Below are 18,939 nucleotides of genomic sequence, written 5' to 3' on the forward strand. Positions count from 1 at the left end.
TCAGGGCATTTAGTGGGGGCGAGGGCCGGTGCCGCTGAATTCCTGTCCGCGAATTTCCAAACCGACTCAAAGCCCTTTGGTCAGTCGTGCATTCCCTGCGACGGGAACGGCACGATTGGCTGGAATTCGCGGTTTCGGCTGTGGACAACAAGGCTGCACGCTTTGCCTTGACGGAGGCTGCCGTGCAATCAGGCTAGTCAAGGTAAATTTCTTCGCGCACGTGCCTGCCAGGAGATCGAAATGAGCATCAACATCGGACCGCCGGCGATCGAAGAGCTTCGTCCGCGTATTGTCGTCATCGGCGTTGGCGGAGCAGGCGGCAACGCCATCGCCAACATGATCCAGGCCCAGATCGAGGGCGTGGACTTCGTCGTCGCCAATACCGACGCGCAGGCGCTCAACAACGCGATCGCCGAAACCCGCATCCAGCTCGGCCCGGAAATCACGCAGGGCCTCGGCGCCGGTGCGCGTCCGGAAGTGGGCCGCGCTGCGGCGGAAGAGACGATCGAAGAGATCGAACGTCTGCTTGACGGCGTCCACATGGTCTTCATCGCCGCCGGCATGGGCGGCGGCACCGGCACGGGTGCGGCGCCGATCATCGCGCAGGCCGCGCGCGCAAAGGGCGTGCTGACGGTGGGCGTGGTTTCCAAGCCCTTCATGTTCGAAGGCACGCGCCGCATGCGTTCGGCGGACTCGGGCATCGAGGAGCTGCAGAAGCACGTCGATACCCTGATCGTCATCCCGAACCAGAACCTGTTCCTGGTCGCCAAGGCGGAAACCACGTTCAAGGAAGCCTTCCAGCTTGCCGACGAAGTGCTTCAGCAGGGCGTTCGCTCGATCACCGACCTGATGATCATGCCGGGCCTCATCAACCTCGACTTCGCGGACGTCCGCTCGGTCATGGGCGAAATGGGCAAGGCGATGATGGGCACCGGAGAGGGCGAAGGCCCGAACCGCGCACTCGAAGCGGCCGAACGCGCCATAGCGAACCCGCTGCTCGACGGCGTGTCGATGCAGGGCGCCAAGGGCGTGATCATCTCGATCATCGGCGGCGACGACATGAAGCTGCTCGAAGTCGACGAAGCCGCGAACCACATTCGCGAACTGGTCGACCCTGACGCCAACATCATCTGGGGCTCGGCCTTCAACCCCGACCTTCAGGGCAAGATCCGCGTTTCGGTAGTGGCCACCGGCATCGAGCAGACCACGGAAATGGCCGAGATCGCCTCGCGTCCGCTGAACCTCAGCGCCTCGCGCGGCCCGGTGCGTCCGATGGTGTCGCGCCCGGTGCCCAGCGCACCGACGCCGCTCGTCACGCCCGCTCCGGCCGCCGCAGCGCCGGTCGCTCCGGCTTCCGAGCCCTTCGAACTGTCGACGCCGGCTGCCGAGTCGGCCGACCAGCCGTTCGAACTGGAACTCGGCGCCAGCGAGGAAGTCGAGCAGGAGGCCCCGGCCGCTTACACCGGCCTTCGCAGCGCGCGTCCCGAACCGCTCGATCTCGGCGCGATGGCGCAGGCCCAGCCCCCGCATCAGCCGGCTCCGCAGGCCGCCAGCCAGCGCCAGCAGGACGAACTCCTGCTGGGCGGCGGGCAGCCGCAAGCCGCTGAACCCGCCCGCGCGCGTCCGGCCGATCCCGCACCGGCGCGCCCGGTCGGCGGTGGCAGCACTTTGTTCGAGCGCATGACCAGCCTTTCGCGTCCCAAGGCGGCCCCGGCCGAACCGGCGGGCGATGACGATGATGGCGGCTCGATCAGCATCCCCCGTTTCCTGGGGCGCCAGAACAACCAGTAATGAAAATGGGCGGGCGGCGGCCGGTTTGCGGCCGTCGCCTCCCGTTTTCGCAAGGTTCATGAATCGGACGACATAGACGCGGCCGATCGGTTTCCAGCAAAGGCCCGATTCCAGTCGGGCCTTTGCGCGTTTTGAGAGGTTTTTCGGGTCTTGCGGGTACGTCAGAGGGTTTCGAGCAAGTGGCTGGCCTCGGCCGCCGTGCATGTAGCGCTGGTCGTTCCCGCTGCGTCCCTCTCGTTCGCCGTCCTCCCGGCCGCAGCCATCGCTGCGCCGGTGGTGCAAGCGCTGCCGAGCGCCGACCAGTTGAAGCTCAACGCCGCGCTGTCGCGACTGGCGCGCGATCCGCGGGACACCTCCGCCTTGCTCGACGCGGGCGATGCGGCGCGCAAGCTGGGCGATTTCGACGCCGCCATCGGCTTCTATCGCCGCGCCGACGAAATTTCGCCCGGCAATGCGCGGGTCAAGGCGGGGCTCGCCGCCTCACTGGCGCAGAGCGGCGATCCCGTTGCCGCGCTGCCGCTGTTCGCCGAGGCGGAGAAGGCGGGCGCCAGCCCCACGCAGCTGGCGGCAGACCGCGGCCTTGCCTACGACCTCGTCGGCGACAACGCCGCCGCGCAGCGCTACTACGCCTTGGCGCTCGGCGGTGCCAATGACGAGGATGTCCGCATGCGACTGGCGATCAGCCAGGCGATTTCCGGCGATGCCCAGGCATCGGAAACGACGATCATGCCCCTGCTGCGCAAGCAGGACAAACCGGGCTGGCGTACGCGCGCCTTCTCGCTGGCGATCGCGGGCGACGCCAAGCAGGCGGTGGAAGTCTCGAACACGATCCTGCCCCCGCAACTGGCCCAGAACATCGCGCCTTACTTGCGCTACATGCCGCGTCTCACCCGCGCGCAGCAGGCGGCGGCGGCCAATCTCGGCAAGTTCCCGCGCGCTTCGGAAATCGGGCATGACGATGCCCGGATCGCGGCCTACACGCCGACGCGGCTTGCCAGCGCGGACGCGAATCTCGTTCCGCGCGGCGAGGCCCTGGGCAGCGGCAGCACTGCGGCTACCCGCACGTCCCGCACGGCCAAGGCCAGCACGAAACCGGCAAAGGCCGGCCCGCGGACCGGCGGCACATCGGTGGCCGCGGCGGATCCCTATCGCATCGGCGGCGGGCGGACGACCTCCACGCGCACGGCGCCCGCTGCGGCGGCAGAGCCGGCACGGGTCGCACCGCCCGAACCGATGCCGACCATCGAGCGCGCCGATACGCCGACGGGCGAACTGCCGCCCGTGAAGCCGAAGGCGGAGCAACCCGCCCCGGTCAGCGCCAAGCCGCCCGCGACGACAACGGCCGCGCCTGCCTCGACCTCGGTGACGCGCGAATGGGCTGCCGCCTCGCTGGCTGCGCGGAGTAGCTCTGCGCCGCCTACGGCCGCCGCAAGCCCCGGTTTCGACCTTGCCCGGGTTCCGGCGGGTCAGCCTGCCGCGGCGCCCTCGACGTCGCCCGTTGTCTCCAAACCCGCGACACCCGCGCCCGGGCTCGCCGCCACGCCGAGTGCGCCAGTTGCGCCGCTCGCCGCCACGCCGGCCAAGCCGCCCGTGGCGGAAGCGCCGCCGGAACCGAACGCCCAGCAGCTTTCGCTGGAGCAGATCTTCGCGGATCTGGGCAAGCCAACCATGCAGATCATGCCGGCCTCGGGCGCGGTCGACATGCGGCAGATAGAGCCCGCACGTCCGGCGCCGCCCAAGATCGACCTTCCCAAGCCGGAACCGGAAGCACCCAAGGTGCCCGAGCCGAAAGCCAAGGCAGACCCCAAGGCCAAGCTCGACCCCAAGACCAAGCCCGATGACAAGGCGGAAGACGACAAGGCCTCTGCCAAGACCAAGGCTGCCGCGAAGGCCAAGGCCGATGCCGCCGCCAAGGCCAAGAAGCCTGCGCCGCCGTCGCATCCCAGCCGGATCTGGGTGCAGATCGGCGTGGGCCGCGACAAGGCTGCCATCGCTTTCGACTGGCGCCGCTACCTCAAGCAGTCGCCCGCGCTGTTCAAGGGCCACGAACCCTATGTCAGCGACATGGGGCGGACCAACCGCATCCTCGTGGGTCCGTTCGAGACGCAGAAGGCGGCCGGCAGCTTCATCGCCGATGCGAAGAAGCAGGGCTTCAACGACGCGCTTCCCTGGACGAGTCCGGCGGGGCAGGTCGTCGACGCGCTTTCGGCGAAGTGACGGGCGGGTCGCGGAGGCGGCCCGTTTCCCTATGCGTAAAGCGGGCCTGAGGGCCGCGTCCAGCAAATCCGGGTGACTTCGAACTGTCCTAATGGCGGGGCGGCGGGCCTTATCCACATCCTGTGAACAGGCTTGTGCAGTTTTGCTCAGGCGATCGCATGCCCCGGATTGTGCTTGCCCCCCCAGGCAAAGCATCCATGGCTCGTCGCGTCGCGGAGGGCAAATGTCGGAAATCATGAGGCAGGTACAGGACGACATCAGCCGGGAGGACGAGTCCGCCCCGATCGAGATGCTGGCGTCGCTGTTCGAAGCGCGCGACTGGGCGTTCGAGCACTCGGGCGAGGATGAGATCTCCGCCGAAGTGAAGGGCGCCTGGGCGACCTATCAGATCCAGGCGATCTGGCGCGCGGAAGACCGTGTGCTGCAATTGCTCTGCCTGCCGGACATTCGCATCGCCGACAGCAAGCGGCAGGCCATGTTCGAGGCCCTGGCTCTCATCAACGAGCAGCTCTGGGTCGGCCATTTCGACACCTGGTCCAGCAGCGGCGTGGTGCTCTATCGCCACGGGCTGATGCTGGGCGAGGAAGGCCTGCTCGGTCCGGGCCAGGCGCAGACCGTGGTGGAGGCGGCGATCGAGGAATGCGACCGCTTCTATCCGGTGTTCCAGTTCATCCTCTGGGGCGACAAGACCCCGACCGAGGCGCTCGCTGCAGCCATGATCGACGCGGCGGGAGAGGCCTGACCCCGCTGCGCCGGCGCTGACAGCGCTGGCGCAAGGATATGGGGGCGGGACTGCCATGCCGGCGCCGGTCAGTGCAGGTTCGGCGTGGATGGCCCGTCTGTCGGGCTTTGGCCCTTGGCAGTGTGCCGTCGCTCCCTTAGAGCGGGATCCGATCCTGCTGCGTCGGCCCTGTCGCCGCAGGTTTTTGGTTTGCCGCGTTTTCCGAGCAATCAGGTGATCCCATCTGCTTGGCAAACGCTCTAGGCGCCGGGACGTCGCAAGGTCTCGCGCAAGGGGAATGACATGGAGCGGTTTCAGAACATCCTTCTCGTCGGCTGCGGCAATATGGCCGGCGCCATGCTGGAGGGCTGGCTGAAGGGCGGCATCGCCGCATCGCGTTTCACCATCGTCGATCCCAAGCGCACCGAAGCGCCCGAGGGCGTGACCCTGCTCGGCGAACTGCCGCGCGAAGGTCGCTTCGACGTGGTCATGCTGGGTATCAAGCCTCAGGGCCTGGATGAGGCCGCCCCGGCGATCGGCGCGCTGGTCGGGCGCGAGACGACGCTCTTCTCGATTCTTGCAGGTGTGGAGTTCGAGAGCCTTGCCGCGCGGTTCCCCGCGGCGGGCGCCGTCGTGCGGATCATGCCCAACCTTGCCGCCGCCATCGGCAAGTCGCCGATCGCGCTGGATTCGCGTGGTCTCGATGAGACGGGGCGCGCAGCGGTCACGGCGATGATGGCCCATCTCGGCACCCCGGAGTGGCTGGCGGAAGAGGCGCTGTTCGATTCCGTCACGGCGCTGGCAGGCTGCGGCCCCGCCTTCGTCTACCGTTTCATCGACGCGCTGACGGCAGGGGCCGTGTCGCTCGGGCTGGACGAGGCGCAGTCGCAGCGGCTTGCCCTGGCCATGGTCGAAGGGGCGGCGCAGCTCGCGGCCGCCTCGCCGTTCTCGGCCGGCGAACTGGCGGACAAGGTGGCCAGCCCCGGTGGGTCGACCCGCGCCGGCATGAACGTGCTCGATGCGGACGACGCCCTGACGCGCCTGATTGCGGCCACGATGGCGGCCTCGCGCGACCGTAATGCCGAAATGGCCGCGGAGGCCCGCAAGGCCTGATCGCCGTATTCCGGCGGGTTCCGACAGTCTTTACATTTTGACACAAAGTCGATCCGCCGGTTTTCCTTGAATTCGGAGGCCGGACAGCAGATATTCGTGCCTGTACGGGTGCCGCATTTCGCAAGCGCCTGTGAAAGGGAGTTTGAAATGGCGAATTGGAACGACCCCCAGCCCGGCACGGGCTTCGGTGCGTCTCCGAGCCTTGACGGACGCGAAGCCGGCCGGGCCACGTATGACGCGGGCCTGCGCAGCTACATGCTGTCCATCTACAACTACATGGCCTCGGGCGTGCTGCTGTCGGGCATCGTGGCGCTGTTGTTCGCTTCCTCCGGCATGGCGATGCAGGTGCTGACCACCCCGCTGCGTTGGGTCATCATGCTCGCCCCGCTGGGCTTCGTGATGGCGATGAACTTCGGCCTGAACCGTATGAAGACCTCGACCCTCCAGATGCTCTATTGGGGCTTCTGCGTGGTCATGGGTCTGTCGCTGTCGACGATCTTCCTGGCCTTCACCGCCACGTCGATCGCCACCACCTTCTTCGCAACGGCTGCGGCCTTCGCGGGTCTGAGCCTGGTGGGCTATACCACCAAGAAGGACCTTTCGGGCTTCGGCACGTTCCTGATCATGGGCCTGTTCGGCATTCTGATCGCGATGCTGATCAACATCTTCGTGGGTTCGACGGTGCTGCAGCTGGCGATCTCGGTGCTTGGCGTGCTGATCTTCGCCGGCCTCACCGCCTATGACACGCAGATGCTCAAGAACCAGTACGCACAGCTTCGCGGCACCGAGTTCCTCGGCAAGGCCGTGGTGATGGGCGCGCTCAGCCTTTACCTGGACTTCATCAACATGTTCCAGTTCCTGCTGAGCTTCCTGGGCGATCGCCGTTAATCCACCGTTTTTTGACGGATGAAACGATCATGCCCGGTGCGATTCGTCGCACCGGGCATTTTCATTGGAGTCAAGACGAGATAGAATCCCGGCCATCGTGAGAACTGGAGTGTCCGGGGTGGTAAACCTGAAGAAAAAAGGCCTTTTGCGCGGCCTTGCCATTATGACGGGCTCGCTCGTCGCCATGCTGTCCGGTTGCGGACCCAAGGAGGTTGCCGTTGCGCCGCCGCCGCCGCCGCCCGTGGTGGTGATCCCGCCGCGGCCGATGCCGCCGCTGGGCGCCGCGCCGAACATGATCGTGCCGGTCTTGGCCGTGGACGGTTCGCGCCGCACGGTGAATTCGGGCATCTCGGCTGCCCAGTCCCTGTGGAACCTGCGCTCTGCCTACAACGTCGCGGCGCTGAACTGCGTCGGGCCGCAGTACGAGCCGATCCTGGCGGGCTACAAGGACTTCCTGAAGAAGCACGTCAAGAGCCTGACGGCGGCCAACAAGGAACTCGACAAGGAATTCAAGTCGCGGTTCGGCGCCAAGTCCGTCCGCGAGCGCGAAGCCTATCAGACCCAGGTCTACAACTTCTTCGCGCTGCCCCCCGTCGTTCCCGCGCTCTGCAACGCGGCGATGGGTCTCGCGGTCGACCTCCAGGCCGTGCCGGCCGGTCAGCTTGACGGTTTCGCGGTGAGCGGGCTTGCCAAGGCGGAGGCTCCCTTCAAGGAGTTCTTCAACAGCTACGACCAGTACCGCGCCGATCTGGCCGCCTGGGAAGCGCGCTACGGCGCGGGCGCCTCGGCCAGCGCGCCTTCGGGCACGACGCCGGTGGCGGCAGCGCCCACGGTGAGCCAGCAGGCCTACTCGCGGTAAGCCCGAAGGGACGAGCGGGCAGGGGCGCGCAAGGCCGCGATCCTGCCTCGCTCCGAACCTGACAGGGCCAGTTCTCCGGCCGAATTCAGGGCGAGTCTCGGGTGCCAGATCTCGGGAATCGAATCTCGGCCCGGTGCATTTTTGCTCTTTCATGCGGAAGAGCACTTCGCTAAGGGGACGCCTCGCGAAGGCGCTTGTCGTCCCAGCGAAAATACTGGAACGGGGCCGTAGCTCAGATGGGAGAGCGCGTCGTTCGCAATGACGAGGTCAGGGGTTCGATCCCCCTCGGCTCCACCAGTATGAAATTCTGAAGCGATCCGGGTCTGCCCGGGTCTACCCCGGCATGAGGCGTTTGACGCGACATGGCCGGGTTTTTTGTTTATCTGCGATGGACGGATAAGGCTCTGCCGCTGTCCCTTCGCCTTTGAACGTCTTTGAACGCGCCGGAAACATACAAGATGCACTTTCTCGACCAGGCCAAGATCTACATCCGTTCGGGCGGAGGCGGCCCCGGCGCGGTTTCGTTCCGGCGCGAGAAGTACGTCGAGTACGGCGGACCCGACGGCGGCAATGGCGGGAAGGGCGCGGACATCGTGTTCGAGGCGGTTGCGGGCCTCAATACCCTGATCGATTTCCGCTACACCCAGCATTTCAAGGCTCCCCGCGGCGGCCACGGCATGGGCAAGAACCGCAATGGCGCGGCCGGCAAGGACCTGGTCATCAAGGTTCCCGTCGGCACCCAGATCGTCGACGACGAGGATCGCGAAACGGTCCTGGCCGACCTGACCGAGGCCGGCCAGCGCGTGACGCTGATGGAAGGCGGCATGGGCGGTCGCGGCAATGCCAGCTACAAGACCTCCACCAACCGCGCTCCGCGCCAGCACCAGCCCGGCATTCCCGCACAGGAAATGTGGGTATGGCTGCGCCTGAAGCTGCTGGCCGACGTCGGCCTGGTCGGCATGCCGAACGCAGGCAAGTCCACGTTCATCAACAAGCTGTCGAACGCCAAGGCGAAAGTCGGCGACTATGCCTTCACCACGCTGCGCCCGCAGCTTGGCGTCGTCATGCACAAGAATCGCGAATTCGTGCTGGCCGACATTCCGGGCCTGATCGCTGGCGCCGCCGATGGTGCGGGCATCGGTGACCGCTTCCTGGGTCATATCGAACGCTGCCGTGTGCTCGTCCACCTCATCGACATCTCGAACACCGATCCGGTGGAAGCGATGCATGTCGTCGAGGAAGAGCTGGCGGCCTATGGCGGCGATCTCGAGAACAAGCCGCGCCTGGTCGCGCTGAACAAGATCGACCTCGTGGACGACGATCTGGCCGCGGCCTATGCCAAGGAACTGCTGAAGGCCGGGGCGGACGAAGTCTTCCCGATCTCCGGCGCGACCGGCAAGGGCATGTCGAAGCTGCTGGACGCGGTGATCGACTACCTTCCCGCGGCCACCGTTACCGAGCGTCCCGAAGGCGAGCGCGAGGAATCCGACGACAAGCCCTGGTCGCCGATTTGATCTCGGCTATTTGACGCCCCCATATTGACGGCCCGCATATTAACGGCGGCGCCGTGATTTCGGCGATCCGACCCGGAGGCACCGGGTCGTTCGCCGTGACGGTTTGAGTTGGCGCCGGGCCTCGCTCCGGCTACAGCTTTGCCATGAAGATCATGCACATGGCACTGGCGGCGGGCTTGTTCCTGTCGCCCCTTCGCGCCGCTGCGGCAGAGCCCGCTCCGGTCGCCAGCCGTCCGATCGAGATCGGCACGAGCTACAGCCTCCCTTCGACGGTGCTGGGCGACACGCGCGAAGTGAACGTCTGGCTGCCGACCGGCTACGCGGCGTCGCACGATCGCTATCCGGTGGTCTACCTGCTGGACGGCGCGCTCGATCAGGACTTCCAGCATATCGCGGGCCTCGCCAACCTTGCTTCGCTGAGCTGGACCTATGGCCCGATGATCGTGGTCGGCGTGCAAACCAGGAACCGCCGCGCGGAACTGACGTCGCGGCCCACAGATCCCCGCTACCTCTCCGCATTTCCCGAAAGCGGCGGGGCGGATCGCTTTCGCCGCTTCCTGCGCCAGGAGGTGATCCCCTTCGTGGAAGCACGCTTCCGCACCGGAGAGCGCCGCGCGATCATGGGTGAATCGCTGGCCGGCCTCTTCGTGGTCGATACCCTGCTCAACGAACCCGCGCTTTTCGCCGACTATGTGGCGATCAGCCCCAGCCTCTGGTGGGACGACCGCCGGCCGCTCGCTCACCTCGACCGGACGGCCGGCGTGAAGGGGCTTGCCAAGGCCCGCCTCTATCTGGCGGTGGGCGACGAGGGTGGGACCATGCAGGACGGGATCGATCGGCTGCGCACATTCCTCGAGAGCCAGCCGGCGGACCGCGTCACCTTGCGCTACGACGATTTCAGCAAGAGCGCTTCGCATGCCACCGTCTATCACCATGCGGCGGAGGACGCGCTGCGCTGGCTCTATCCCGCGCCGCCCTATGAAGGCGGGGGGACGCCGTGGTTCATGATCGAGGGGGCCCAGCCCCCACCACCGTCGCCTCCACCACCTTCGCCCACCACGCCCGCGGGCTGAGGCCTCTTCCTCAGAGCGAATTGCGCCGGGCGATGGCGGCCAGCACGGCAGCGCTGGGCTTGGGTGTGCGCTTGAAGGTCGTGCGATCGAGCGTGTGCAGGCCGAACTGCGGCTTGTAACCGAAAACCCATTCGTAATTGTCGACCAGCGACCAGTGCATATAGCCGAGCACGGGCACGCCATCGTCCATGGCGCGCTTGAGTTCGCCCAGCGCTGCCGGGATCAGCCGCGCGCGCTTGGTGTCGTCGGCCGAATTGATGCCGTGCTCGGTAACGACCACCGGCACGCCGCTGACCGCATGGGCATAGCGCACCGCGCCGGCGAGGGATGCCGGGTAGATTTCGGAGCCGGCGTCGTTGGTTTCCGCGCCGCTGGGCGGGGGCAGGCGGCCCTTGTCGTTCCAGACGGTCCGCTCGTAGTTCTGCACACCGACGAAGTCGTTGCCGCGCGCGGCCTCCAGCCAGGGCAGGTAGAGCTTGGCGCGCATGGCATCGCGCAGGCTGTTGCGGCCGGCGGCCTGATCGTCGATCACGGCAAGGCTGACCCCGACCGGCAGGTCGCTCCGCACGGCCTTGATCGCCGCGCGCCCGGCCTTGTGGCCGGCCAGGAGGTTGCCCTGCACCACTTCCGGGTCAGCGACGTAGAGCGGATTGCCGGGCAGGAAGCGGGCGACGGCATGCTCGCGGGCGGCGGCTTCCTGCATGGCCTTGTCCGCGCCGAGCAGGCGCGGCCCGATGTCGCCGGGAAGCACAACGTCCAGCAAGCCGCTGAGATTGGGCTCGTTCAAGGTGGTGGCATGGCTGATCCCCGCGGCGAGATGGCGGGCTGCGCGATCGCAATAGCGGGCGAAAAGGGCAGGGGCCTCGGCATGGGACCATCCGCCCTGCGCTGCGAACCAGGCGGGCGTGGTGAAGTGGTTGAACGTCACCATCGCCTTGAGGCCGCGCGCGTTGCAGCCCTCGATCATGGCCTTGTAATGATCGAGCATGGCGATCGAGAACTGGCCCTTGGCAGGCTCGATGCGCGCCCATTCCAGGCTGAAGCGATACGTGTTGAGCCCAAGGCCCTTCACCAGGTCGAGGTCCACCGGCCAGAGCGCCAGGCTGTTCGCGGCGTCGCCGGAGGGTTCCATGTAGACCGTGGGATTGGCGTGCTCCATGGCCCAGACATCGCTGTTGACGTTGTTGCCTTCGATCTGGTGCGCCGCCGTTGCCGCGCCCCAGAGGAAGCCGTCCGGGAACTTGGGATCGACGGGCCTGGCCGTGCGCGCCAGGGTGGAGGTGCTCACAAGCGTGGCCCCGGCGGCCGTGGCGGCCAGCATGGTTCGGCGGTCGATCACGCGGTTCTTCTCCCTGTTCGCGCCGGTTTCGTTTCGAATCGGCCAAAAATGTAAAATTAGAACCATAAATCTAAAATGGAACCCGCATCGTCGGACCTGAGAGAATGGCCGCGACAAAAAGGGACTGCCGCCACCCCGGCGCGGGCGCTAAGGGCCGGATCATGGACATCGACCAGCCTCTTTCGCGCAAACCCGTGGACGGCCGTGCGGCCCTGCTCATGGTCGGCCTCTGCGCGATCTGGGGCATGCAGCAGACGGCGCTGAAGGCAGCGGCTCCGGACATAGCGCCGGTGCTTCAGATTTCCTTGCGCTCGGGCATCGCGGCCCTGTTCATCGCCGCGCTGGTGTTCATGCGGAAGGAAGGACATGCCCTGCGCGGCGGGACATGGAAGGCGGGGCTGGCGATCGGCGCGCTCTTTGCGCTCGAATATCTGTTCATGGGCGAGGGGCTGCGCTTCACCAGCGCCTCGCACATGGGCATCTTCCTCTACACCGCCCCGATCTTCACCGCGCTCGGCCTGCATTTTCGGGTGCCCGAGGAACGCCTGAGCCCGCTGCAATGGCTGGGCATCGCCGCGGCTTTCAGCGGCGTCGCGGTCTCGTTCCTGGGCGGCGGAGCGGACGGCCCGCGGCGCGATTCGGCCTGGATCGGGGACCTCATGGGCATCGGCGCAGGCGCCGCCTGGGGCGCGACGACGCTGACGCTGCGATTCTCCCGGCTCTCGCAGGCGCCCAGTTCGGTCACCACGCTCTACCAGCTGCTCGGCGCTTTCGTGCTGCTGGGGCTGCTGGCGGTCGGCACCGGGCAGACATATGCGCGGCCGACCGTGCTGCTGGGCGTGAGCATGGTGTTCCAGGTGGTCTTCATGTCGCTGATCAGCCTGCTCGTCTGGTTCGGACTCCTGCGCGTCTACCTGGCCTCGCGACTGGGCGTGCTCTCGTTCATGACGCCGCTGTTCGGCGTGCTGTTCGGGGTCGTTCTGCTGGGCGAACGACTGGACGCGGCCTTCATCGCCGGTGCGCTGATGGTCCTGGCGGGCATCCTGCTGGTCAGCGGTCACGAAATCTTCAAGGCCCGAAAGGCGCGGCGGGCGCAGACGGTGCTTATCGACCCGGCCTGATCGACCCGTCCTGACCGATCCGGCCTGATTGATCCGGGCGTCTCGCCGTTCCCGTGGCGGGACGGGGCGTAGCGCTTTCGCAAGCGAGCGCTTTCCAGCGGGCGGCAACTGTCCTAGAGGCACTGCCTCCATGCCTGTATCGCGTCTTTCCGATCTCTCCGACAGAGCCCTTGCCCCCCGCCTCGTCATCAAGGTGGGCTCGGCGCTGCTCGTCGGCAAAGAGGGCGTAAGGCGCGCGTGGCTGACGGCGCTGGTGGCGGAAATCGCCGAGGCGCGCGCACGCGGGCAGGATGTGATCGTGGTTTCCTCCGGCGCGATCGCCCTTGGCGCGGCCACGCTCGGCCTGGAAAAGGGCGGGCGCGGCTCGCTGGCCGATGCCCAGGCGGCGGCCGCCGTCGGTCAGATCGCGCTTTCCGGCCTCTGGGCGGAATTGCTCGGCAGCCACGGCCTCACTGCCGCGCAGATGCTGCTGACGCTGGAAGACCTTGAAGACCGCCGCCGCTACCTCAACGTCACGGCCACGCTCACGCGGCTGCTCGATGCGGGGGCCGTGCCGGTGATCAACGAGAACGATTCGGTCGCCACGCAGGAAATCCGCTTCGGCGACAACGACCGCCTTGCCGCGCGCGTCGCCCAGGCCGCGCAGGCCAGCGCCGTGCTGCTGCTCTCCGATATCGACGGGCTCTACGATCGCCATCCGCGGGAGCCGGGTGCCAGGATGATCCCGGTGGTCGAAGGCGTGACCGGCGAGGTCCACGCCATGGCCAGTACCGAATCGAATTCGGGCATGGGCTCGGGCGGGATGGTTTCGAAGCTGCAGGCCGCAGAGATCGCGGAACTGGCCGGAATCTGCCTCGTCATCGGCAATGGCCAGCATGAACGCCCGGTCGCGCGGATCATCGGCGAGGGCATCGGCACACTGTTCCTGCCGCGCCGCCGGGCCGGCGCGCGCAAGGCCTGGCTTGGCGGACGGCTGCGGCTGAAGGGCAGCATCCACGTCGATGCCGGGGCAGCCGCTGCCCTGCTGCGGGGATCGAGCTTGCTGGCCAAGGGCGTGACGCGCGTGGAGGGAGCCTTCGAACGCGGCGACCCGGTAGCCATCGTCGACCCCGAGGCACGGGTCCTGGCCCATGGCCTTTCCGAATATCACGCTGGCGAATGCACCGCGATCCGCGGGCTGCACTCCAGCGAGCAGGCCGAAGTGCTCGGTTATGCGCCCCGTTCATCCGTCGTGCATCGCGATCAGCTTGTCTTGAAGTAATGGAACTCGACCGCCCCACCATCGCGCTGACCGGCGCCACCGGCTTCGTTGGCCAGAGCCTGCTCGATGAGGCCGTTGCCGCCGGATACGATGTCCGCGCGCTCGCCCGCCGCGAACAGGAGCCGCGCCCGAACGTCACCTGGGTGCGCGGCGAACTGCGCGACACCGGCTCCCTTTCCGAACTGACGCGCGGGGCGGAGGCGATCCTCCACGTTGCCGGCGTGGTCAATGCGCCCGACCCGGCCGGATACGAAGCGGGCAATGTCGCCGGGACGCTGAACCTGATCGAGACGGCCGTGGCCAAGGGCATCCGGCGCTTCGTATTCGTCTCCTCGCTCTCCGCGCGCGAACCGCAGCTCTCCGCCTACGGGGCCTCCAAGGCCAAGGCCGAGAAGCTCTTGCGCGCCAGCCCGCTCGATTGGACCATCGTGCGCCCGCCCGCGATCTACGGCCCGCGCGACAAGGAAATGTTCGAGCTGTTCCGCGCGGCGCGCTGGGGCCTCGTGCCGGTGCCCAAGGGCGGCAGCGCCTCGATGATCCATGTCGAGGACCTTGCCCGCCTGCTGGTGGCGCTGGTTCCGGGCGGCGAGGACGTGACCGGCAAGCTGTTCGAACCGGACGACGGCAAAGTCCACGGCTGGGACAATGCCGAGATGGCCCGCGCCATCGGTGCAGCCGTCGGCCGCCGTGCGCGCGTACTGTCGCTTTCCGCCGGAGCGCTGCGCAAGGCGGCGAAGGTGGACCAGTTCCTGCGCGGCGACGGGGCGAAGATGACCGCCGACCGCGCGGCCTATTTCAGCCACCCGGACTGGGTGGTCAGCGCGGGGGCGGGGGTGCCGGCCTCGATCTGGGAGCCGCGTATCGATACGCGCGACGGTCTGCGCGCCACGGCCGAGTGGTACCGCGCGAACGACTGGCTTTGAGCGGATCCCGGTAATCGAACGGCGCCGAGGTAGTCCGGTTGTGGCGCTACCCCGGCAAACCCTGCCGCACTAGTTCAGGGCCATCGCCGGCTGCACCACCCCGGTGCAGGCCCCGAACCCGATCGACACGGCGCCTTCCGCCACGAAGCGGCCGGACAGCGCCAGTTCGTCGCCGTCCTGAAGGAAGGTGCGCGTTTCGCCGGTGGGCAGGGTCAGGGCTTCCCGGCCGGAGCGGGTGATCTCCATGAGGCTGCCCTGCGAGCCGTCCTCGGGGCCGGAGATCGTGCCGGTGCCCAGCAGATCGCCCGGGTTCATCTCGCAGCCGTTCGATGCATGGTGCGTCACCATCTGCGCGATCGTCCAGTACATGTTGCAGGCCGGGCCGCGGCTGAGGCGCTGGGCGGGCAGGCCCTGGTCGCGCATCGTCCGGGTGCTGAGGCTGACTTCGAGGTCCAGCGCAAGCGCGCCCTCGCGCTGGTCGGCCTCGTTCCAGAGATAGGGCAGGGGGCGCGGGTCGCCTTCGGGCCGCGCGGGCTGGGCCATGCGGAACGGGGCGAGCGCTTCCATGGTCACGATCCAGGGCGAGACGGTGGTGAGGAAGTTCTTGGCGAGGAACGGCCCGAGCGGCTGATATTCCCAGGCCTGGACATCGCGCGCCGACCAGTCGTTGAGCAGGGTCAGTCCGGCGACATGGTCGAGCGCCGCGTCGATGGCGATGGGCTGGCCGAGCGTGTTGCCCTGCGCCATCCACACGCCGAGTTCCAATTCGTAATCCAGCCGTCCGATGGGGCCGAACGCAGGCGCTTCGGCATCGGGCGCCTTGGTCTGGCCGTTGGGGCGGATCACCGGGGCGCCGCTCGCCCGTACGGTGGAGGCACGGCCGTGATAGCCGATGGGAACGTGCTTGTAGTTGGGCAGCAGCGGATTGTCGGGGCGGAACAGTTTGCCGATATTGGTGGCGTGATGGATGCCGACGTAGAAATCGGTGTAGTCCGCGATGCGCGCGGGCAGGTGCAGCGTGGCTTCGGCCATCGGCACCAGCAGCGCTTCGACTTGCGCGCGCTCGGCCGCGCCTTCGGCCAGGAGCGCGGAGACACGGCGGCGCAGCGCGCGGCGCGGGCCGGCACCCAGGGCCAGCAGGGGATTGAGCGTTTCGCCGGCTCCGGCGCGGGCGGCGTCCAGCGCATCGCCTTCGAGCAGGGTCGTGGCGGCCAGCGCGCCGAGGTCGAGGATCATGTCCCCGATGGCGATGCCGCCCCGGGCAGCTTCATCGCGGCGCGAGAAGACGCCGAGGGGCAGGTTCTGGATCGGAAAATCGCCGTGGCCGTTCGCGCTTTCGACCCAGGAGCGCAGAGCGCGGTCATGGGTTTCGTCGATCGTGGCCATGGTCTTACCTCTTCCGTTGGTGCTGGGCGTCCGTGACGCGCGTTTCTCGATGGGAGCGCTTCACTAGCCGGTCGCACAGGCCGCGTCACGGGCCTTCCTGGACATCGTCCCATCCATGGGTCTCGGTCATGACGAAAGGCACCGGATCGCCGCGGGCGTCGCGGGCCGGGCGGAACCGAAAGCGTTCGGTGATGCGCTGGCAGGTGCCGGCGTCGAGGTCCGGTCGGCCGCTGGAGGAAACCACGGTGCAGCCGCTGACCCGGCCGTCCGTCCCGATCCGGTAGCGTACCGTGATGTCGCCGCCGCTGCGGGACTTGCGCAAGTCGGGCGGCAGGTCGGAGTAGTGGAGGCGTCCGGAGGTCTGGCGGGGGAATTGCGCCACGCCGGCATTCGCGCCCGATCCCTCGCCGCCTTGGCCGCCGCCGCCGTTGCCTCTCCCGGCGCCGCCCGCACCGGGGCCGGATCCGCTGTTTCCCGTGCCCTGGGACGATTGCGCGCCCTGTCCGGGGCGCGGCGCGGCGATGATCGGCGGGGCAACGGGCAGGACGATCCGCGGCGGCGGCACGACCAGGGGCACGGCCCTGGCCCTGCGTCCCTCGGGCGCAGGGGCGGCCTTGGGCGCTGCGGCGGACTCTTGCTTGCGCGGTGAGGGGGTGGGCGTCGGTGTGGGCGTGGGAGGCGGCCGATCCGGCACGGTCACCATGGCCGTCAGCGCAGCGCGGTCAGGAAGCTGCGGCAGGTCCACGCCCAGCCCGAACGCCAGGGCGGCCAGCCCGGCACCGACGACGGTGGCCGATGCCAGTGCGGAAACCCACCTGTCGCGTCGCGGTGCGTGCAAGACCTGCTCCTTCCCCGTCGAGACCCACCGGGCCAACCCCGGTGCCGGGAAAACAAGTCGCGCCTGCGAAAGGTCCCGCAAGTGGCGAACGGTGCCGACGAATCGCCTGTGCTGCGGCAGGACGATCACATGTTGCGGAACCATGGCTCGACATCATCGTTATTCCGCCAACGAGACAATTTCGGAGAAGCAACAATGACTCTACTTCTTATTCTCCTGGTCGGTGGCGTCATCGGCTGGCTCGCTTCGATCCTCATGCGCACCGATGCGCAGCAGGGCGTCTTCCTCAACGTGGTCGTCGGTGTCGTCGGCGCCCTGATCGCGGGCCTCATCATCACCCCGCTGATCGGCGGTGCGCCCATCACCAGCGGTGCGTTCGACATCATGTCGCTGTTCGCTTCGTTCCTGGGTGCGGTTGTCCTTCTGGCGATCGTGAACCTCTTCCGTCGCGGTTCCATTCGCTAAGATTGGCGGCTAAACGGTAGGTTGCGACTCTCATAAGTCGCCAAGGAGGCTGGCGCGTCCTCCAACCCCGAACGCGCCCTTTTCAACAGGGATAAGGAAGCCTGACATGAAAGCCATCAACACTTCGCGTCTTGCCATGATCGCTGTCGTCGCTGCCGGTTCGCTGGGCCTCGCGGCCTGCAACAACAAGGCGGACGATGCCACCGAGCAGCAGGCCGACGCGGTCGAGCAGTCGTCCGACTCCGCCGCAGACGCCATGCGCGACCAGGCGGACCAGATGACCGGCGCTGCTTCCGAGGCCGTGGATGAAAAGGCCGATGCCGTCCAGGCGGCAGGCGAGGCCAAGTCGGACGCGCTGGAAGAAAAGGCAGACCGGATCAAGGAACAGCACTGATCCGTTCCGCGACCCTCATCGCAAGAAGACAGGAAGGATGGCGGGTTCCGCCATCCTTCTTTCGTTGGGCCGGCTCCTTTCGTCAGGCCCATTTCCCGGTGTCGCCTTTCCTGGGCAAGGGGAAGGCACAGGCACCCGGTGCGAAGCGAAACTATCCGGCCGTGCAATCAAAATGCCGCCAATAGATGCTTGAATTGTCGGGCAAGAGGGCAGACATAGCCCCCGAAAGTTCGACGTCCCATATGACGTGCCGTCCAACCCTGCCAAGGTGGGCGTGCAGGTCCAAGCCTTTGACAACCTGAAACAGGAAGACAGCCATGACCATTCAGCTGATGCCGCTGCCCTACGCGCAGGACGCGCTCGAACCGCATATCTCGGCCAAGACGCTCGAAATTCACCACGGCGCTCACCACAAGACGTACGTCGACAAGCTGAACGCTGCCGTCGAAGGCACGGACAACGCCGACAAGTCGGTCGAGGAAATCGCCAAGCTCGCTTCGGGCCCGCTGTTCAACAATGCCGCCCAGACCTGGAACCACGGTTTCTACTGGCACTCGCTGAGCCCGGAAAAGACCGCGCCGAGCGAAAGCCTGCTGGCCGCGATCACCAACGACTTCGGTTCGCTGGACGCGCTGCTCGAAGCGCTCTCGAACGAAGCCGTCAATCACTTCGCTTCGGGCTGGGCATGGCTCGTCGTGGACGGTGGCAAGCTCAAGGTCATCTCGACCCATGATGCGGGCACGCCGATCACCACCGACGTCAACCCGCTCATCACCATCGATGTCTGGGAGCACGCCTACTACATCGACCAGATGAACAAGCGCCCGGCCTACGTGAAGACGGTTCTGGAGAACCTCATCAACTGGAAGTTCGCGTCGGACAACTTCGACCGCGGCACGGCCTGGACCTATCCGGCCTGATTTCTCGCTTCGCGCAGCGATGCGCGGGGTGACATGACATGCTGAAACGGGCCGGGTCGCCGCTGAAAGGCGCGATCCGGCCCGCAGCATGTCCGGCACACCTGTTTCCTCCTTTT

Annotated in this window: 17 protein-coding genes and 1 tRNA gene; 15 read left to right on the forward strand and 3 right to left on the reverse strand. The window is 67.2% G+C overall.

What is annotated here, in order from left to right:
* Positions 1-240: 240 nt before the first annotated feature.
* From ftsZ to ACZ1J6_RS22285, 9 genes are all read left to right on the forward strand, one after another.
* Positions 241-1,791 carry a cell division protein FtsZ gene (gene ftsZ / locus ACZ1J6_RS22245; protein WP_431568686.1) on the forward strand — a complete coding sequence of 517 codons (1,551 nt, stop codon included), beginning with the start codon at positions 241-243 and terminating at the stop codon, positions 1,789-1,791.
* 150 nt (positions 1,792-1,941) lie between these two features.
* The gene (locus tag ACZ1J6_RS22250; protein WP_431568687.1) at positions 1,942-4,008 is read left to right on the forward strand and encodes an SPOR domain-containing protein; all 2,067 of its coding nucleotides are present in this window, start codon (positions 1,942-1,944) and stop codon (positions 4,006-4,008) included.
* Positions 4,009-4,243: 235 nt separating this feature from the next.
* Positions 4,244-4,750, forward strand: a complete 507-nt coding sequence (locus tag ACZ1J6_RS22255; RefSeq protein ID WP_243654004.1) for a type III secretion system chaperone family protein — start codon at positions 4,244-4,246, stop codon at positions 4,748-4,750.
* A 282-nt stretch (positions 4,751-5,032) separates the two neighbouring features.
* Positions 5,033-5,842 carry a pyrroline-5-carboxylate reductase family protein gene (locus ACZ1J6_RS22260; protein ID WP_132261777.1) on the forward strand — a complete coding sequence of 270 codons (810 nt, stop codon included), beginning with the start codon at positions 5,033-5,035 and terminating at the stop codon, positions 5,840-5,842.
* A gap of 147 nt (positions 5,843-5,989) precedes the next feature.
* On the forward strand, positions 5,990-6,730 hold the full coding sequence (locus tag ACZ1J6_RS22265) for a Bax inhibitor-1/YccA family protein (protein WP_132261779.1): 741 nt from the start codon (positions 5,990-5,992) through the stop codon (positions 6,728-6,730).
* A gap of 163 nt (positions 6,731-6,893) precedes the next feature.
* Positions 6,894-7,589, forward strand: a complete 696-nt coding sequence (locus ACZ1J6_RS22270) for a hypothetical protein (RefSeq protein WP_132261781.1) — start codon at positions 6,894-6,896, stop codon at positions 7,587-7,589.
* A gap of 221 nt (positions 7,590-7,810) precedes the next feature.
* A tRNA-Ala gene (locus ACZ1J6_RS22275) sits at positions 7,811-7,886 on the forward strand.
* A gap of 161 nt (positions 7,887-8,047) precedes the next feature.
* On the forward strand, positions 8,048-9,103 hold the full coding sequence (gene obgE / locus ACZ1J6_RS22280; RefSeq protein ID WP_132261783.1) for a GTPase ObgE: 1,056 nt from the start codon (positions 8,048-8,050) through the stop codon (positions 9,101-9,103).
* 143 nt (positions 9,104-9,246) lie between these two features.
* On the forward strand, positions 9,247-10,176 hold the full coding sequence (locus ACZ1J6_RS22285) for an alpha/beta hydrolase (protein ID WP_431568688.1): 930 nt from the start codon (positions 9,247-9,249) through the stop codon (positions 10,174-10,176).
* Positions 10,177-10,186: 10 nt separating this feature from the next.
* On the opposite strand, the gene ACZ1J6_RS22290 is transcribed toward ACZ1J6_RS22285, so the two are convergent.
* A complete protein-coding gene (locus ACZ1J6_RS22290; RefSeq protein ID WP_431568689.1) occupies positions 10,187-11,515 on the reverse strand; it encodes a family 1 glycosylhydrolase in 1,329 nt (442 codons plus the stop codon).
* A 161-nt stretch (positions 11,516-11,676) separates the two neighbouring features.
* On the opposite strand from ACZ1J6_RS22290, the gene ACZ1J6_RS22295 reads away from it, so the two are divergent.
* The 3 genes from ACZ1J6_RS22295 (at position 11,677) to ACZ1J6_RS22305 (ending at position 14,820) form a co-directional block, all read left to right on the forward strand.
* Positions 11,677-12,636 carry a DMT family transporter gene (locus ACZ1J6_RS22295; RefSeq protein WP_465128046.1) on the forward strand — a complete coding sequence of 320 codons (960 nt, stop codon included), beginning with the start codon at positions 11,677-11,679 and terminating at the stop codon, positions 12,634-12,636.
* Between the two features lie 130 nt (positions 12,637-12,766).
* Positions 12,767-13,897: a glutamate 5-kinase gene (gene proB / locus ACZ1J6_RS22300; protein WP_314463717.1), complete on the forward strand. Its 1,131-nt coding sequence runs from the start codon at positions 12,767-12,769 to the stop codon at positions 13,895-13,897.
* A complete protein-coding gene (locus ACZ1J6_RS22305) occupies positions 13,897-14,820 on the forward strand; it encodes an NAD-dependent epimerase/dehydratase family protein (RefSeq protein ID WP_431568691.1) in 924 nt (307 codons plus the stop codon). The genes proB and ACZ1J6_RS22305 overlap by 1 nt, the downstream gene beginning before the upstream one ends.
* 69 nt (positions 14,821-14,889) lie before the next feature.
* Here the strand turns inward: ACZ1J6_RS22305 and fahA are convergent, their stop codons facing one another.
* Positions 14,890-16,206 (reverse strand): fumarylacetoacetase, encoded by a 1,317-nt coding sequence (fahA, locus tag ACZ1J6_RS22310; protein WP_431568692.1) that lies wholly within the window; start codon positions 16,204-16,206, stop codon positions 14,890-14,892.
* 85 nt (positions 16,207-16,291) lie between these two features.
* Positions 16,292-17,044 (reverse strand): TonB family protein, encoded by a 753-nt coding sequence (locus tag ACZ1J6_RS22315; RefSeq protein ID WP_431568693.1) that lies wholly within the window; start codon positions 17,042-17,044, stop codon positions 16,292-16,294.
* A gap of 195 nt (positions 17,045-17,239) precedes the next feature.
* Between ACZ1J6_RS22315 and ACZ1J6_RS22320 the strand changes: the two genes are divergently transcribed.
* The 3 genes from ACZ1J6_RS22320 (at position 17,240) to ACZ1J6_RS22330 (ending at position 18,823) form a co-directional block, all read left to right on the forward strand.
* A complete protein-coding gene (locus ACZ1J6_RS22320; RefSeq protein ID WP_054439274.1) occupies positions 17,240-17,509 on the forward strand; it encodes a GlsB/YeaQ/YmgE family stress response membrane protein in 270 nt (89 codons plus the stop codon).
* 106 nt (positions 17,510-17,615) lie between these two features.
* Positions 17,616-17,903 (forward strand): hypothetical protein, encoded by a 288-nt coding sequence (locus tag ACZ1J6_RS22325; protein ID WP_132261795.1) that lies wholly within the window; start codon positions 17,616-17,618, stop codon positions 17,901-17,903.
* A 317-nt stretch (positions 17,904-18,220) separates the two neighbouring features.
* The gene (locus tag ACZ1J6_RS22330) at positions 18,221-18,823 is read left to right on the forward strand and encodes a superoxide dismutase (RefSeq protein ID WP_132261797.1); all 603 of its coding nucleotides are present in this window, start codon (positions 18,221-18,223) and stop codon (positions 18,821-18,823) included.
* Positions 18,824-18,939: the final 116 nt, after the last annotated feature.

The organism is Novosphingobium sp. BL-S-21 (assembly GCF_055521655.1).